The organism is Pseudomonas aphyarum (assembly GCF_028657055.1).
Classification (GTDB): domain Bacteria; phylum Pseudomonadota; class Gammaproteobacteria; order Pseudomonadales; family Pseudomonadaceae; genus Aquipseudomonas; species Aquipseudomonas aphyarum.
Map to the genome: position 1 here is coordinate 1 of NZ_JAMDGS010000019.1, position 16,907 is coordinate 16,907.

At 62.1% G+C, this 16,907-nt stretch carries 12 protein-coding genes, 1 rRNA gene and 1 pseudogene; 12 read left to right on the forward strand and 2 right to left on the reverse strand.

What is annotated here, in order from left to right; genetic code table 11:
• The first annotated feature begins 48 nt into the window (after positions 1-48).
• Together rrf and mrdA are read left to right on the forward strand one after the other, a co-directional pair.
• A 5S ribosomal RNA gene (rrf, locus tag M5G18_RS26735) occupies positions 49-164 on the forward strand.
• Positions 165-379: 215 nt separating this feature from the next.
• Positions 380-2,272: a penicillin-binding protein 2 gene (mrdA, locus tag M5G18_RS26740; protein ID WP_085608182.1), complete on the forward strand. Its 1,893-nt coding sequence runs from the start codon at positions 380-382 to the stop codon at positions 2,270-2,272.
• Between the two features lie 12 nt (positions 2,273-2,284).
• On the opposite strand, the gene M5G18_RS26745 is transcribed toward mrdA, so the two are convergent.
• Entirely contained in the window at positions 2,285-3,244 is a 960-nt protein-coding gene (locus M5G18_RS26745; RefSeq protein WP_207983503.1) for a LysR family transcriptional regulator, read from the reverse strand.
• Positions 3,245-3,388: 144 nt separating this feature from the next.
• Between M5G18_RS26745 and M5G18_RS26750 the strand changes: the two genes are divergently transcribed.
• Genes M5G18_RS26750 through M5G18_RS26760 form a run of 3 tightly spaced genes read left to right on the forward strand, consistent with a single transcriptional unit; the run spans position 3,389 to position 6,368 of the window.
• Positions 3,389-4,690 (forward strand): MFS transporter, encoded by a 1,302-nt coding sequence (locus tag M5G18_RS26750; RefSeq protein WP_007953124.1) that lies wholly within the window; start codon positions 3,389-3,391, stop codon positions 4,688-4,690.
• Positions 4,687-5,442 (forward strand): class II aldolase/adducin family protein, encoded by a 756-nt coding sequence (locus tag M5G18_RS26755; RefSeq protein WP_096822115.1) that lies wholly within the window; start codon positions 4,687-4,689, stop codon positions 5,440-5,442. Before M5G18_RS26750 ends, M5G18_RS26755 begins: the two co-directional genes overlap by 4 nt.
• A complete protein-coding gene (locus tag M5G18_RS26760; RefSeq protein WP_273900335.1) occupies positions 5,439-6,368 on the forward strand; it encodes a 2-hydroxyacid dehydrogenase in 930 nt (309 codons plus the stop codon). The genes M5G18_RS26755 and M5G18_RS26760 overlap by 4 nt, the downstream gene beginning before the upstream one ends.
• On the opposite strand, the pseudogene M5G18_RS26765 reads toward M5G18_RS26760, so the two are convergent.
• Positions 6,362-7,297 (reverse strand): annotated as a pseudogene (locus M5G18_RS26765) (LysR family transcriptional regulator). The gene M5G18_RS26760 and the pseudogene M5G18_RS26765 sit on opposite strands and share 7 nt — an antisense overlap.
• Before the next feature lie 162 nt (positions 7,298-7,459).
• Between M5G18_RS26765 and M5G18_RS26770 the strand changes: the two are divergent.
• From M5G18_RS26770 to qhpG, 7 genes are all read left to right on the forward strand, one after another.
• Positions 7,460-8,770, forward strand: coding sequence for an MFS transporter (locus M5G18_RS26770; RefSeq protein ID WP_273900334.1), 1,311 nt, complete (start codon positions 7,460-7,462; stop codon positions 8,768-8,770).
• A 22-nt stretch (positions 8,771-8,792) separates the two neighbouring features.
• The gene (locus tag M5G18_RS26775) at positions 8,793-10,031 is read left to right on the forward strand and encodes a Zn-dependent hydrolase (protein ID WP_273900333.1); all 1,239 of its coding nucleotides are present in this window, start codon (positions 8,793-8,795) and stop codon (positions 10,029-10,031) included.
• A 3-nt stretch (positions 10,032-10,034) separates the two neighbouring features.
• The gene (locus M5G18_RS26780) at positions 10,035-11,060 is read left to right on the forward strand and encodes a histone deacetylase family protein (protein WP_273900332.1); all 1,026 of its coding nucleotides are present in this window, start codon (positions 10,035-10,037) and stop codon (positions 11,058-11,060) included.
• Between the two features lie 123 nt (positions 11,061-11,183).
• Positions 11,184-13,088: a sigma-54-dependent Fis family transcriptional regulator gene (locus M5G18_RS26785; protein WP_273900331.1), complete on the forward strand. Its 1,905-nt coding sequence runs from the start codon at positions 11,184-11,186 to the stop codon at positions 13,086-13,088.
• Entirely contained in the window at positions 13,088-14,806 is a 1,719-nt protein-coding gene (locus M5G18_RS26790) for an ABC transporter ATP-binding protein (RefSeq protein WP_273900341.1), read from the forward strand. The genes M5G18_RS26785 and M5G18_RS26790 overlap by 1 nt, the downstream gene beginning before the upstream one ends.
• Positions 14,796-15,473 carry a subtilisin-like serine protease QhpE gene (gene qhpE / locus M5G18_RS26795; RefSeq protein WP_273900330.1) on the forward strand — a complete coding sequence of 226 codons (678 nt, stop codon included), beginning with the start codon at positions 14,796-14,798 and terminating at the stop codon, positions 15,471-15,473. The genes M5G18_RS26790 and qhpE overlap by 11 nt, the downstream gene beginning before the upstream one ends.
• Complete coding sequence (qhpG, locus tag M5G18_RS26800; protein WP_273900329.1) at positions 15,470-16,771, forward strand: flavin-dependent monooxygenase QhpG; 1,302 nt, start codon at positions 15,470-15,472, stop codon at positions 16,769-16,771. Before qhpE ends, qhpG begins: the two co-directional genes overlap by 4 nt.
• Positions 16,772-16,907 lie beyond the last annotated feature (136 nt).

Genomic DNA, 16,907 nt, shown 5'->3' on the forward strand with positions numbered 1-16,907 from the left:
CAATTTGCTGAAGCGAGGCCCTCAGGCCACGACTCAGTACCCGAATTTCTTGACGACCATAGAGCGTTGGAACCACCTGATCCCATCCCGAACTCAGAAGTGAAACGATGCATCGCCGATGGTAGTGTGGGGTTTCCCCATGTGAGAGTAGGTCATCGTCAAGATTAAATTCCGAAACCCCAATTGCGAAAGCAGTTGGGGTTTTGTTTTGCCCGCAGGAAAGTGCCTGGAGAAATCTCCAGCCGTCGCGATCGCAACCATTGGGGAAATCCCTCTGAAATGACCGCTCCGTTTTTGGTATGGTGCAGCTCGTTTTTTAACGGACTGATGTCACGCCCAAGGATCGGCGCTCATTTTTTGTCAAAGAGTGGCTGCAGAAATGCCCGAACCCATCCCTATCAAAGATCACGAAAAAGAGACGCGACTGGTCAACAAACGCTTGATCGCCTGTGCCTTGTTCGTCTTCGCCGTCAGTTGCGCCTTGGTTGTGCGCCTGTACATCCTGCAAGTCGTCGAGTTCGACTACCACTCGACTATCTCCGAAAACAATCGTGTCCATGTCCTGCCGATCCCGCCGACTCGCGGCCTGATCTACGATCGCAACGGCGTATTGCTGGCCGACAACCGTCCCAGTTATAACCTGACGATCACAAGAGAACGCGCGACTGACGTCAACCAGGAGCTGGACGAAGTCATCAGTCTCCTGCATCTGCCCGCCGAAGACCGAACGGTCTTCGACAAGGCCATGAAGCAGTCGCGCCACCCGTTTACACCCGTAACGCTGTTCTATGAGCTGACCGAAGAACAGATCGCCGTGCTGGCAGTTAACGAATTCCGCCTGCCGGGCCTGGATGTCGAGCCGCAATTCGTTCGTAACTATCCACTGGGCGCACACTTCGCACACTCGATCGGCTACGTCGGCCGTATCAACGAGAAAGAATCCAAGACCCTCGACTCCGTCGAATACCGCGGCACCCAATCCATCGGCAAGACCGGTATCGAACGCTTTTACGAGCCACAACTGCACGGCCACGTCGGTTACGAGGAAGTAGAGACCAACGCTCAGGGCCGCGTACTGCGCGTGCTGAAACACACCGATCCGATACCCGGCAAAAACATCGTCCTCAGCCTCGATATCAAGCTCCAGGAAGCCGCCGAAGCCGCACTGGGCGACCGTCGCGGCTCGGTCGTTGCGCTGGACCCCTCGACCGGCGAAGTGCTGGCCATGGTCAGCAACCCGAGCTTCGACCCCAATCTGTTCGTGACCGGTATCAGCTCCAAGGAGTATTCCGCGCTACGTGATTCCATCGACCGTCCACTGTTCAACCGCGTGCTGCGCGGTCTGTATGCACCCGGCTCGACGATCAAACCGGAAGTGGCGATTGCCGGACTCGACGCCGGCGTGGTCACGCCTCAGACCCGCGTCTTCGATCCGGGCTATTACCAACTGCCGGACTTCGACCACAAGTACCGCAACTGGAACCACAGCGGCGACGGCTGGGTGGACATGGATGCAGCAATCATGCGTTCCAACGACACCTACTTCTACGACCTGGCGCACAAGCTCGGCATCGATCGCCTGCACGATTACATGGCGATGTTCGGCCTAGGCGAGAAAGTCTCGCTCGACATGTTCGAGGAGTCGCCAGGTCTGATGCCGTCCCAGGCCTGGAAGCGCGCTACGCGCCGGCAAGCCTGGTTCCCCGGTGAAACCGTGATCCTCGGCATCGGTCAGGGCTACATGCAGGTCACGCCGCTGCAACTGGCTCAAGCCACTGCACTGATTGCCAACAAGGGCATCTGGAATCGTCCGCACCTGGCCAAGACCGTCGACGGTGTGGCGCCGGTGGACGAACACCCGATGCCGAACATCCTGCTCAAGGATCCGCGTGACTGGGAGCAGGTCAACCACGGCATGCAGATGGTGATGCACGATGCCCGAGGCATTGCTCGTGCGGCGGCGGCCGGTGCGCAATACCGCATCGCCGGCAAGAGCGGTACGGCGCAAGTGGTGGCGATCAAGCAGGGTGAGCGCTACAACCGCGAGAAAACCCTCGAGCGCCATCGTGACAACGCCTTGTTCGTCGGTTTCGCCCCGGCCGAGCATCCGAAGATCGCGATCTCGGTGATGATCGAAAACGGCGAGGCCGGTGGCCGAGTCGCAGGTCCCGTGGTGCGGCAGATCATGGATGCCTGGCTACTCGACCAGGATGGTCACCTCAAGCCGCAATACGCGGCGCCGACCAAGGCGCCGGGCGACCCTCACGTGTAACCCGTTGCAGCTTCACAGCACAGGCTCACGCAAGCTGAGCATGTGCTGGAAGCTGTCGAGGAACACTGTTTCTGCCTGAGTCATTTTCTGCTCGCGATTCCACAGCAGCTGGATATCGAAATCCACCACCCCATCCTCCGGCGGCAAGCGCCACAACAAACCCTGTTCAACATCCCGTCGCACCAGGTGAATGGGCAGACAGCCAATCCCGAACCCTGCGCAGATCAGGCGGTAAATTTCTTCGAAACTGGTAGAGGAAGCGACGATCTTGCCGGTAAACCCCTGCTGGTCGCGAAACAGCGTCAACGGCGAAAGATTGCCGCCGAGCTGATCACTGGTAAAGCTGACAAAGTTCTCCGCCGCCAGTTGCTCCAGCGTCAGATTCTGCTGTCCGAACAGTCGATGCCGCTGCCCGCAAAAATACGCGTAGCGCTCACGAAACAGCACCCGTTGCTCCAATCGAGGCTGTGGCAAGCGACATAAACCGACGCCGACCGTAGCAGTCTTTTGCAGCAATGAACTGATGATGTTCGAGCTGCCCATCACCTCGACTTCCAGCTCGATTTTCGGGTGAGTTTCGTGGAAGTCCGCAAGAAACTCGTCGTAATGCCGCGCCTGCACGCCACTGACGGTCAGGATGCGGATCTTGCCCACGACATCGTCATGACGGTTTTCGACCACGGTGCCCAAACGTGAAATGTCGCCGTAGATATCCGCCGCAATCCGCAGAACTTCCTCCCCGGTTTCCGTCAGATCAAAACGCCGCCCGCTGCGCGCAATCAACACACAATCCAGTTGTTCCTCGAGACGTTTCAGCGCCTGACTGACCGCCGATTGGGTGATGTGCAATCGCGCAGCGGCGCGACTCATGCTGCCTTCTTGACCGATCACCAGATAGGTGCGCAGGAGGTTCCAGTCCAGCCGGTCATTGAGAAAACGCCGGCCCACCCAAGGATTAGCGGAAGAAGTCATGTAGTAGCCACGCTAATAGTAAAGATAAGTTTTTGAAAATTGACTAATCCTGTCACGGAAGCGATAAAGCCCACAAGCGCCACAGAGCGCGACCGTCAGCCGCCTCGACACCTGCCCAAAACTATAAATACACAGGGTTCTTGCATGCACACCACCGCTCAGCCGCGTCGCGCCGCGGCCGCTGCCTTCATTGGCACGACCATCGAGTTCTACGATTTCTACATCTACGCCACCGCCGCCGCACTGGTGCTCGGGCAGGTGTTCTTTCCCAGCAGCGACCCAGTGACCAGCACGCTCGCCGCGTTCGGCAGTTTCGCCGTCGGCTTCATCGCCCGCCCGATGGCGGGCATGGTGTTCGGTCATTTGGGCGATCGCCTTGGTCGCAAGAAAATGCTGCTGGTGACCATGGCGTTGATGGGCCTGGCCACGGCGGGTATCGGTTTGTTGCCGAGCTACGCCAGCGTCGGCATCTGGGCGCCGATCGGGTTGATCGTATTGCGCCTGATCCAGGGCATCTCCGTCGGCGGCGAGTGGGGCGGGGCAGTGTTGATGGCCAGCGAACATGCACCAGCCAAGCGCAAGACTTTCTATGCCTCGTTCGCCCAGCTCGGCAGTCCGGCGGGCTTACTGCTGGCGTTGATCGCGTTCCGTCTTGTGACGTCGCTGTCCCCGGAAGACTTCCTTGCCTGGGGTTGGCGTCTGCCGTTTCTCGCCAGCGGCGTGCTCATGATGGTCGGTCTGATGATCCGCTCCGGGGTGCATGAATCGCCGGAATTCGCCAAGGCCAAAGACAACAACGAGACCGCCAAATACCCGGTGAAAGACGTGATCCGTCAGTGCTGGCGACAGATCCTTTTCGCGGCCGCCGCCGTCACCATCGGCTCGGCCGGCTTCTTCTTCACCAACACCTTCATGATTACCTACGTCACCCAGTATCAGGGCATCCCGCGGGCGACCATTCTCGACTGCCTGTTTCTGGTGACGGTCATTCAATTGCTGTCGCAACCGGTGTCTGCGCTGCTCGCCGAACGCATCGGCGAAGGGCGGTTCCTGATGCTGGTCGCATTGCTGTGCATGGTCACGCCGTATCCGATGTTCCTGTTGGTCGGCACTCAAAACATTCTGTTGATGACCCTCGGCATCGCCGTCGCGGTGGTGATTCTCTCGGCCCTGTACGCGGTGATTGCCGGGTACATGACCCAGGCCTTCCCGGTGCACCTGCGTTACTCGGGCATTTCCATCGCCTACCAGTTGAGCTGCGCGTTGGCCGGCGGCACCACGCCGCTGATCGGCACGCTGCTGGCCAGCAAGTTTTCCGGGCAGTGGCTGCCATTGGCGGTGTTCTTCACGCTGCTGTCGGCCCTGTCTCTGATCGGTGTCTGTGGCCTCGCGCGTCTGCGGGCCAACCCGGTCGTCCTTCACACAAGCAAAGAGGTGTATTCGTGAGTAAACCCGCCCACATTGACCCGATCGAATGGCAAGCCCGTTGCGAGCTCGCCGCGTTGTACCGATTGATCGCGCACTTTCGCATGACCGACCTGATCGACACCCACATCACCCTGCGAATTCCGGGGCCTGAGCATCATTTCCTGATCAACCGCTACGGGGTGATTTTCGACCGCATGCGCGCCTCGGATCTGGTGCGCATCGATCAGGACGGACGCATCGTCGATCCTGAGTACGCCGGACATCGGGTCAACGCCGCCGGCTTCGTGATCCACTCCGCGATCCACATGGCACGGCCGGATCTGAACTGTGTGATCCATACTCACACCGCCGCCGGCATGGCCGTCGCCGCGCAGAAACAAGGCCTGCTGCCGATCAGTCAACACGCGCTGAAGTTCTACGGAAAACTGGCGTATCACACCTACGAAGGCATCGCGTTGTCGCTGGATGAGCGCGAGCGCTTGATCGCCGACCTTGGCCCGCACCGGGCGATGATCCTGCGCAATCACGGCTTGCTGGTCGGCGGTTCCGGCGTCGCCCAAGCGTTTCAGGAAATCCACTTTCTGGAGCGTGCCTGCCAGGCGCAAGTGCAGGCGCTGGCCGGCGGTTGCGAGCTGCATTACCCGTCGCCGGAAGTCTGCGCCCACACCGCCGAGCAGTTTGACCGCGACGAGCAGGACAACATCATCGATCTGGCCTGGGAGGCCGCCTTGACCCTGATCGAATCCCAGCGCGAGTCCTATCTGTCATGAACACCGTTGCACTGATGTCCCGCGACACGCTGTTGCTCAAACAATTGCAGGAAGCCTTTGCCCGCCGTGCGCCGCAGCTTTCGGCGGTGCTGGCCGACGATCCCCGGGCGGTGAATGCGCAGATCGCGGCGTGCTGGTTTCCGCTGCCGGACAGCCTCGCCGCGTTGCCCAATCTGCAAGTGGTTCACTCGGTCGCCGCCGGTATCGATCACCTGGAGCACGATCCCTCATGCCCGGATCTGCCAGTGTGCCGGGTGGTCGATCCGGGCCATCGCCAAGGCATGACTGAATACGTGCGCTGGGCGGTGATTCACTATCACCGCGGCTTCGATCAAGTGCTGGAACAACAGCGCCAACAGCATTGGGAGCGACCGCTGCAACGCCCGGCCCATGAGTTTCGGATCGGTGTAATGGGCCTCGGCTCGCTCGGCAGCGCGATTGCCCAAGACCTGGCCAGCGCCGGTTATGACGTGCGTGGCTGGGCGCGCAGCAAAAAGGATTTGCCGGGCGTGCAGACCTTCGCCGGTTGCGAAGCTTTCAACCCGTTTCTCGACGGCGTGGAGTTGCTGATCAACCTGTTGCCGCTCACTCACGAGACTCGCGGCATCCTCAATCGCCAGACTTTCGAGCACTTGGCCAATGGCGCGGCACTGGTCAACGTCGGGCGCGGTGGGCACCTGAACATCGAGGATCTGCAACAGGCACTGGCCCGTGGAAAACTGCGCGGGGCACTGCTCGATGTCTTCGAACAGGAACCGCTGCCTGCCAATCATCCGTTGTGGAAAACTCCAGGCGTGACCATCACCCCGCACATGGCCTCGGCGGCATCTCACGACTGCATCGCCGAGCAGATCGCCGAGAACTTCCGCCGTCTGAATGCCGGTGAGCCGTTGCTCAACAGCGCGGATCGACTGCTCGGTTACTGATCTGCCAGGCAGGCCTGCAAACGCTCGATGAACAGCGTCTCGGCGCGGCTCATGCGCTGGTCGCGGTTCCACAACAGATGAATGTCGACATCGGCAATCCCCTCGTGGGGCGGCAGGCGCCAGAGCAATCCGGCCTCGACGTCCGTCGCCACCACGTGCTCCGGTAAGCAGCCGATGCCGAACCCGGCGATCACCAGTCACCGCACTTCTTCCAGGCTCGGCGATGAGGCGACGATGCGTCCGCTGAAGCCCTGTTGATCGCGAAAAATCGTCAGCGGCGAGAGCATCCCGCCAATCTGGTCGCTGGTGAAACTGACGAAATTCTCCCGCTGCAAATCGCCTTCGCCGATGTCCTGTCGGCCAAACAGCGCGTGGTGCTTGCCACAGAAAAACGCATAGCGCTGACGCAAGAACAGGCGCTGTTCCAGACGCGGTTGCGGGCGGCGATTGAGGCTCAGGCCGAGCGTCGCGGTTTTCTCCTGAAGAGCGCTGACGATGTCCGAACTGCGCATCACATCCACCTCCAGATCCACCCGTGGATACTGCCGATGAAAGTCAGCGAGGAACTCATCGAAGCGCTCGGAAAAGATCCGGCTGATGATCAGCAGCCGCACCTTGCCGATCACTTCGTCGGCCGGTTGCTCCAACAGACTGCTGACTTGGGACATCTGCCCGTAGATCTCGCCGGCCAGTTCGAAGATCTGCGCGCCGACTTCGGTGAGGGCAAAGCGCGGGCCACGCCGGGCAATCAACTGGCGACCCAATTGCTCCTCCAGACGCTTGAGTGCCTGGTTCACCGCCGGTTGGGTCAGGTGCAGACGCGCGGCAGCACGGCTGATGCTCAGCTCCTGGCCGATCACCCGAAAGGTGCGCAGCAGGTTCCAGTCGAGGCGGTCGTTGAGCAGGCGTTGCACATCGCGTTCGGCCATGTCGGCTCTCGATTATAAGTTGAGGTAATACTCGGAATAATAAATAGAAAATTGACTAATCATAGCCCCGGGACGATAAATCACCCCACGACAGGCGCCGCCAGAGCGCCTCGGATTTACGTTTTCCTCCTGCCAAAAAAACAATCAAAGGAGCCCGACCCCATGAAGCCCCACGCTTCGAACCAGCCGCGCCGTGCGGCGGCCGCAGCCTTCATCGGCACCATGATCGAGTGGTACGACTTTTACATTTACGCCACCGCCGCCGCGCTGGTGTTCGGCGCGCTGTTCTTTCCCTCCGACGATCCGCTGTTCAGCACCATGGCCGCATTCGGCACCTTCGCCGTGGGCTTTTTCGCCCGGCCGTTGGGCGGGATCATTTTCGGTCATATCGGCGACCGAATCGGCCGCAAGAAATCGCTGATCATCACGCTGTTGATGATGGGCGTGGTCACGGTGTGCATCGGTCTGCTGCCGACCTATGCGCAGATCGGCGCAACAGCACCGGTGCTGCTGATTCTGCTGCGTATCGTCCAGGGCATCGCCGTCGGTGGCGAGTGGGGCGGGGCGGTGTTGATGGCCGGCGAGCATGCGCCGAAGGGCCGGCGCAATTTCTTCGCATCGTTCGCGCAACTGGGCAGCCCGGCGGGTTTGATCCTGTCGCTGCTGGCCTTCAGTGCCGTGACCCGTTTGCCGGAAGAAGACCTGATGAGCTGGGGCTGGCGCCTGCCGTTCCTCGCCAGTGCGCTGTTGCTGCTGGTGGGCCTGGCGATTCGCCTGGGCGTGAACGAGTCACCGGAATTCCTCGCCAGCCGCGAGCAGGCCAGCAAGCAAATCAAGAAAGAACAGGCGCCGGTCATGGAAGTCCTGCGCACCGCGTGGCGTCCGCTGTTGCTGTGCATCGGCGCCAACACGCTGGGCATCGCCGGGGTGTATTTCACCAACACCTTTATGATCGCCTACACCACTCAGCAACTGGCGCTGCCGCGTTCGCTGATTCTGGAATGCCTGTTCTTCGTTGCGCTTATCCAGTTCTGCATTCAGCCGCTGGCCGCGTGGACGGCGGAGAAGATCGGTGCGACGCGTTTCCTGTGTCTGGTGTCGCTGCTGGCGATGGCCTCGCCCTATCCGATGTTCGTGCTGGTCAGCTCGGCCCAGGCGCCGCTGATCATCCTCGGCATTGCGCTAGCGGTGGTGTGCATGGCGTCGTTCTATGCGGTGATCGCCGGGTACGTCAGCGGCATGTTCGAGACCCGCGTGCGCTACACCGCGATCTCGCTGGCCTATCAGATTTGCGGCGCGGTGGCCGGTGGGCTGACGCCGCTGATCGGCACGATGCTCGCTCACAAGTTCACCGGGCAGTGGTGGCCGATGGCGGTGTTCTACAGCCTGATCGCCGGCATTTCGCTGGTCTGCGTGCTGTCCCTTGCCCGTCGTCACGCCAGCGCCCATCGCGCGGAAATGGCCCGTGCCTAACCCGGAATTTCAGGAGAACCTCATGTTGAAAATCAATGGCGAACGCCTGTGGGCGAGCCTGATGGCCATGGCCGAAATCGGTGCGACAGCCCGAGGCGGCAGCTGCCGACTGGCATTGAGCGACGAAGACAAGGCCGGACGCGAACTGTTCGCCCACTGGTGCCGCGAAGCCGGCATGACCCTGAGTGTGGACGCCATCGGCAACCTGTTCGCCCGCCGCGCCGGCACCGATCCGGACGCCGCACCGGTGATGATGGGCAGCCACCTCGACACCCAGCCCGAAGGCGGGCGTTTCGACGGCGTCTACGGCGTGCTCGCCGGGCTGGAAGTGGTGCGTTGCCTCAACGACCTGAACATCCAGACTCGCAAACCGCTGGAAGTGGCGGTGTGGACCAACGAAGAAGGTGCGCGCTTCACCCCGGCCATGTTCGGCTCGGCGGTGTTCACCGGGATCATGGATCTGAACGCCGCGCTGGCGGTGCGCGATATCGATGGCATCAGCGTTGCCGAGGCCTTGCAGCGTACCGGTTACGCCGGTGAGCGTCCGTTGGGCGGCGCGGTGGATGCGTATTTTGAAGCGCACATCGAGCAAGGCCCGATCCTTGAAGACAACGCCAAAAGCATAGGCGTGGTCACGGGCGGTCAGGCGATCCGCTGGCTCGACGTGCGCGTGGAAGGCATGGCCGCCCACGCCGGCACCACGCCGATGCCGCTGCGCAAAGATGCGCTGTACGGCGTGGCGCGGATGATTCAGGCGATTGAAGGCCTGGCCGCGGATTTTGCCCCCGAAGGCCTGACCACGGTCGGCGAGTTGAGCGTCAACAAGTCCTCGCGCAACACCATTCCGGGGCTGGTGAATTTCACCGTCGATCTGCGTCATCACCGCGACGACGCCATTGCCGCCATGGAACAACAGGTCCGCGCCCGGTTGCAGGCCATCGCCGATGGCCGAGGCCTGAACCTGACGATCACCCCGCACTGGATCAGCCCGGCCACGCCGTTCGACGCCGAATGTGTGGCAGCCGTGCAAGAGTCCGTGGATGCGCTGGGCTACGCTCAGCAGTCGATTGTCAGCGGCGCCGGGCATGACGCGATTCATCTCGCGCGTTACTGCCCGACGGCGATGGTGTTCATCCCGTGCGTTGGCGGCCTGAGCCACAACGAAGCCGAAGATGTGTTGCCCGAAGACGTGAAGCAGGGCACCGATGTATTGCTCAACGCCGTGCTGGCCCGCGCCGGTCGAATCGAACAGGGAGTCTGAACCATGCGCAGTTTTTTCCACCCCGAACAATTGCTCCACCATCCACGCAGCTATTACTCCCGTGGGCAGATGCGTACGCCGCAGGAAGTCCCCGAACGCGCGCAACGTCTGGTGCAGGCCGCTCACGGTTTGGGTTTCAGCGTCGAGCAGCCGATCGATGCCGGCCTCGCGCCGTTGCTGGCGGTGCATGGCGCACCGTATCTGACGTTCCTTCAGGAAGCCCATGCACGCTGGAAGGAAATCCCGGAAGACTGGGGCGACGAGGTGATGTCGAACATCTTCGTCCGCGAGCCCAACGCCTTGCGCGGCATCCTCGCCCAGGCGGCGCGCTATCTGGCGGACGGCAGTTGCCCGGTCGGCGAGCAGACCTGGCGCTCGGCTTATTGGTCAGCGCAAAGCGCAGTGGCCGGGGCTCAGGCGTTGATCGATGGCGAGCCGGCGGCCTACGCGCTGTGCCGTCCGCCGGGGCATCACGCTCGGGCCGAAGCGGCGGGCGGTTTCTGCTACGTGAACAACGCGGCGGTGGCGGCGCAGGTGTTGCGCGACAAGTTTGAGAAAGTCGCGGTGCTCGACACTGACATGCACCATGGTCAGGGCATTCAGGAGATTTTCTACGACCGCGATGACGTGCTCTATGTCTCGGTGCATGGCGATCCGACCAACTTCTATCCGGGCGTCGCCGGGTTCGCCGACGAACGTGGCAGCGGCGCAGGGGAGGGCTTCAACCTCAACTTGCCGATGGCCCACGGTTCAAGCGAAGCGGACTTCCTCGGGCAACTGGACGTCGCATTGAACGCGGTGCGCGAGTTCGGCGCCGAGGTGCTGGTGCTGTCGTTGGGCTTCGATATCTATGAGCTGGACCCGCAAAGCAAAGTCGCCGTGACCCGTGAAGGTTTTGCAGCACTGGGCGAGCGGATTCGCAGCCTGGGCCTGCCATGCCTGATCGTGCAGGAGGGCGGTTATCACCTGGAAAGTCTCGAAGACAACGCCCGGGCGTTTTTCGTGAATGCCGAGGTGTGGCAACGCTGAGGCAATCCACCTGCTGGAACACAAGCGCCCTACGGTGCTTGCCATCGCCCTGACGTTAACGTAAACATTGGCGTCAGGGCGCTGATGTAAAAAAGCGCAAAGCGGACCGCTCCGGAGCGCTTGATGACTCTTATAAAAACAACCGATCCCAAGTCTCACCACGAAGCCCGGCTGGCCCGGGAAAAACTCCATCTCGAAGGGCAAGTCCCGGATGGCGTGTTGCGTGCGGAGATCGATGCTTCGTGGCGGCGCAGCCTGAGCCACGGCGTGCATTTCAATGGCAAACATGAGCTGGCACTGGAGTCGAGCGCCAGTCTCGATGTCTTGCTGGCGAGCAATCGCCTGCTGATCGATGCGGCGATACCGGCCATCGATTACCTCGCCGAGCGCCAAGGCAAGGAAGGCCTGATCATCCTCGCCAATTCCGACGCCACCATCCTTGCGGTCGAGGGACGTGCCGACCGGCTCAAGGGCAGCGGCCTGCAGGACATCACCCTCGGCGCCTGCTGGAGCGAAGCCGCCCGTGGCACCAACGCCCTCGGTACGGCGCTGGTCGAAGCGCGGCCCACCCTGATCGATTGCGGCGAACATTACCTCGACCGCCTCACCGATTTTTCCTGTACCTCGGTGCCGATCCATTGCCCACAAGGCGAAATCCTCGGCGTCCTCGACCTGACCCGCGAAGGCCCTCTCGGCCGCGTTCACGACAGCACCGCGCTGCTGAGCATGGCGGTCAGCCAGATCGAGAGTCGGGTGTTCAACAACAGTTTTCCCGATCAGATCGTCCTAGCCTTCCACAGCCGCCGGCAGTATCTGGAATCGCCGTGGCAAGGGCTGCTGGCGGTGAGTCTTGGCGGGCAGATTCTGGCGGTCAGCGCCCAGGCCTGTCAGTTGCTGCGGGCCGAGCGTTCGGCGTTGGTCGGGCGGCGTTGCGAAGAATTCCTCGGCGTCGATGGCGTGCAGTTGCTGACCCGTCTGCAACAGGGCGGTGTCGGCAGTGTGCAAACCGCGAAGGGCGAATTTTTCTACAAAAACCTGCGAGCCCCGGCGCGCTCGGTCAACCTCGGCGGGCCGCCGCGCAGCGTGGCGAAAACCGCCAAGGCGCAACCGGATCTGGAAGCACTGGCCGGCAACAACGCTCGCTATGCCCGCGCCTTGCGCATGGCCCGCCAAGGTCTGGCCAATGAACTCCCGGTGCTGTTGCTCGGTGAAACCGGCACCGGTAAAGAAGTGATCGCCCGCGCCCTGCACCTGGCCGGCAGCCGCAGCGACAAACCTTTTGTGGCTGTGAACTGCGCGGCGATTCCCGAAGGCCTGATTGAGTCGGAACTGTTCGGCTACCGCGAAGGCGCCTTCACCGGATCGCGCCGGGGCGGGATGATCGGGCGTCTGCAACAAGCCCACGGCGGCACGTTGTTTCTCGATGAAATCGGCGACATGCCGCTGGCCTTGCAGGCGCGTTTACTGCGGGTTTTGCAGGACCGCAAAGTCGCGCCGCTGGGTGCCGGGGAAGAACAGGACATCGACGTCGCACTGATCTGCGCCACCCACCGCGACCTCAAGCGTCAGGTCGAGGACAAGCAATTTCGCGAGGATCTGTTTTACCGGGTCAATGGCATCAGCGTGATGCTCCCGGCCCTGCGCGAGCGTGATGATTTCAGCGCGCTGGTCACTCGGCTGTTGGGCAAGCTAGATGCACCGAACGCCGTGCTGCACGACGACCTCAATCGCCTGCTCGGTGCTTATCACTGGCCGGGCAACATCCGCCAACTGGAAATGGTGCTGCGTACCGCGCTGGCGATGCGCGAGCCCGGTGAAACGGTGCTGACCCTCGATCACCTGCCCGACAGCATGCTCGACGAACTCTCCGCCACCGAGAAACCCCAGACCGGCAGCATTCGCGAGAACGAACTGGAGATGATCCGCCAGTCCCTCGACACCCATCAGGGCAATGTCTCGGCTGCGGCCGACGCCCTCGGCATCAGCCGCGCGACCCTGTACCGCAAACTCAAACAGTTGCGCTCATGATGCAGCGCCTGTTCGTGCGGCTGATCGACAGCCAGAATCCCGCCGCACTGCAAGCGGCGTTGCGCTGGCTGTACGGTTTCGTGCGGCCGCAGCGGCTGGCGATTGCCGGCCTGCTTGGTCTGTCGGTGTGCGCATCGTCGCTGGTGCTGGTGCAGCCGTGGCTGGTCAAGCTGCTGATCGACGATGGCTTGCTGGCGCGCAACTTCCCGATGCTGGTAATGATCGCGGTGCTGATGATCATCGCCGGGTTGCTCGGCACGGCGTTGTCGGGGATCAACCGCTATCTGCATACGCGCCTGTCCGGGCGGATTCTGTTTGCCCTGCGCGATGACCTTTACCGGCATTTGCAGAAGCTCTCGCCAAGCTTCTACGGGCAGCGGCGGATCGGCGATCTGATGTCGCGGCTCGACGGCGATGTGGCGGAGATCCAACGCTTCGCCGTGGACTCGTTGTTCTCGGCGGTGTCGAGTGTGATCGGTCTGGTGGTGGCGATCGCGATGCTGTTCACGCTGTCTTGGAAACTGTCGCTGCTGGCGCTGGTGCTGATCCCGCTCGACGTGCTGTGGCTGCGCTGGATGCGGCGCAAGGTCGAGCGCGATGTGCGGCAGTTGCGCGAGCGTTCGGCGGACATGTCGTCGTTCATGGTCGAGACGCTGCCAGTGATGAAATTCATTCAGTCCGCCGGCCAGCAGCAGCGTGAAGCACGGCGACTGGAAAGCCTCGGGCAGGGCTACATGAACCAGTTGCTGCGCCTGCAAGTCACCGAGTTTTTCACTCAGGCCGTGCCCGGCACATTGACGTCGCTGTCCCGCGCCTGTGCGTTTTTGATTGGCGGTTATTGGGTGGTGCAGGGCACCTGGCAACTCGGTGCGCTGATTGCGTTTTCCACTTATCTGGGGATGGCGGTCGGGCCGGTGCAAAGTTTGTTGGGATTGTACGTGGCGATCCAGCGCATGACCGTCAGCCTCGGCCGGGTCATGGAATTGCGCGGCGAAGAACCCACGGTGTTTTCACCGGTCACGCCGAAACCGTTTCCGTCTTCGGGCGAACTGCGTTTCGACGCGGTGCACTTCAGCCATCCGGGCCGCCCAAGCACGTTGAGCGGTATCGAGGCGACGATTCCCTACGGTTTGAAAGTCGCTTTGAGCGGCGGCTCCGGCGTTGGCAAATCGACGCTGATCGATCTGCTGCAACGGCATCACGATCCGCAGTCCGGGCGAGTGCTGCTCGGCGAAGTGGATCTGCGTGAACTGGAGCTGTTCGAGCTGCGTCGACGCATCGCCGTGGTCAGCCAGGACATCGTGCTGTTTCGCGGCAGTCTCGCCGACAACCTGGCTTACGCGGTGCCGGACGCCAGCCGCGAAGCCATCGCCGAAGTCGCACGGCTGGCGCAACTCGACAGCCTGATTGCGTCGTTGCCCGAAGGCCTCGACAGCCCGTTGGGCGAGCGCGGTCAGCAATTGTCCGGCGGGCAGAAACAGCGGATCGCGATCGCCCGGGCGCTGTTGCAGGATCCGTTGATTCTGGTGCTCGACGAAGCTACGTCGGCCGTCGACGAAGCCACCGAGCGCGAGGTGATCGAAGCCATCGACCGCTTGTTTGCCGGGCGCACGCGGATTTTGATCAGCCATCGTCCGTCGACTCTGGCCGATGCCGATCTGCGTTTCGAGTTGCTCGACGGTGTGCTCATTTCGAAAACGGTGCTGCATGAAGCCTGAGTTGCGAATCGGTGTGGTCGACAGCGGACACTCGGCGGCTCAACGGGTGCAGGTGATGGCCGGGCGGCGATTCTCGTTGCTGGAGGATGGTCTGGCCGAATCGGATTTGCGCGACGATCCTCTCGGGCACGGCAGCGCGGTGATCGAGGCGATCAGTCGTCGGGCACCGGCCGCACAAATCTGCGTGGCTCAGGTGTTCGATCAGCGTGGCGTCACCAGTGCCTTGCAGATCGCCTCGGCCATCGACTGGCTGGTGGCGCAGGACGTGCGGCTGATCAATCTGAGCCTCGGCCTGCGCCAGGATCGCAGCCTGTTGCGCGAAGCCTGCGCGGCGGCGGTGGCCCGTGGAGTGTTGCTGTGTGCGTCGAGCCCGGCGCAGGGCGCGGCGGTGTTTCCGGCGAGTTATTCGCAGGTGTTGCGGGTGACCGGCGATGCCCGTTGTACCGATGAGCAATGGTCGTGGCTCGACAGTGCGCAGGCGGATTTTGCCGCGTGTGTTCGCGGCACTTATCCGGGTCAGTCCGGGGCCAGTCTGGGGTGTGCCGCGTTGAGCGGGCATATTGCCGGTTATCTGCTTGAGCATCCCCAGGCGAGCAACGCTGAAGTGATCGATTGGCTAAAACAGCACGCTCGTTATCGCGGCCCTGAACGGCGTTTCGGTCCATGACTTCAATCCTGATTCTCGGTGCCGGGCCGGCCGGTGCGGCAGTCGCATTGGGGCTGCGACGCCTGGGTTACGCCGTGACGCTGGTCAGCGAATGGCGGCGGTTTGCGGCGCTCGAAGGCGTGTCGCAACGGGTGCTGGAGGCGTTGCGTGGGGCCGGGTTGAATCACGCTTTGGCGAATGCCACGTTGCCGTCCCAAAGGCAGGTTTCGTGGAACGGTCAGCAGCATGCGCAGAACATCGAGTTTCTGCTGGATCGCCCGACCTTTGATCGCGGCTTGCGTGAAGACTTGCGGGTGGCCGGGGCCGAGGTGATTGAAGGGCGAGTCCTGAATGTTCAGTCCTCGGCCGACGGCCATCAGGTAGAACTTGATGGCGGACAGAGGCTGACGGCGGATTTTCTGGTGGAAGCTCGGGGGCGACAGGCGCCAGCGTCCGGTAAAGGTCTGCGTGGGCCGGAGACGGTCAGCCTGCTCAATCGCTGGCAAGGCGCGCCGGGTGTGACTGCCAGTGCCGTGGAAAGCCTCAAGGACGGTTGGGCGTGGATGGCCCGACGGGACGATGGCCAATGTTATTGGCAATGGACGGTGGATGTGGCGAGTGCCGGGTTGCCGGGCAAGGCGCAGTTGCTCGATTACTGTCGCGCGCGGCGTCAGGCTTCGGGTTTTGCTCAAGCGTTCTTTGCCGGCGGGCAGGAATTGGAGTTGCAACTGCACGCTCGCAGCAGCACCGCGATTCTTGCGCCACAGGTCTGTGGTGATAACTGGATTCGCGTGGGCGATGCGGCGATGGCGGTGGACCCGCTTTCGGGCAACGGGGTTTTTCAGTCGCTGTCCTCGGCGTTGCAGGCACCGGTGGTGATCAACACGCTGTTGCGCAAACCCGAGCGGGCGGCGCTGGCGCAACGTTTTCACCGGCAGCGGGTCGAGCAGTTGTTCCTGCGTTTTGCGCGGATCGGCCGGGACTTTTATGCCGATGAACAGCGCTGGCTCGATCGGCCGTTCTGGCAGGTGCGGCGGCAGTGGCCCGATGCTGAAGTGGCTCATGCGCAAGCGGATTTTGCCGCGTTGCGGATCGAGCGGATGCCGGTGCTGCGTGACGGGTTTGTCGATGAGGCCGAGGTGGTGATTACGGCGGATCAGCCGTTGGGGATCTGGCATGTGCAAGGGGTGGAGCTGGCTCCGCTGGTGCGGCGGCTGCGCGATGAGCCGGCAGATCAGGTGTTGGCGGGATTGAGTGAAGAGCAGGGACGTGTGATCAGGGGATGGTTGTTGAGTCAGGGATATAGGCCCTCACCCTAACCCTCTCCCGGAGGGAGAGGGGACTGATCGGGGGATATTGAAGAATGACGCCGACTTGAACTTGCAGCATTGAATCCAAAATCAACTCGGTTTTTCAGGTCGATGTATAGCGAAAGACTCCTCGGTCGGCTCCCTC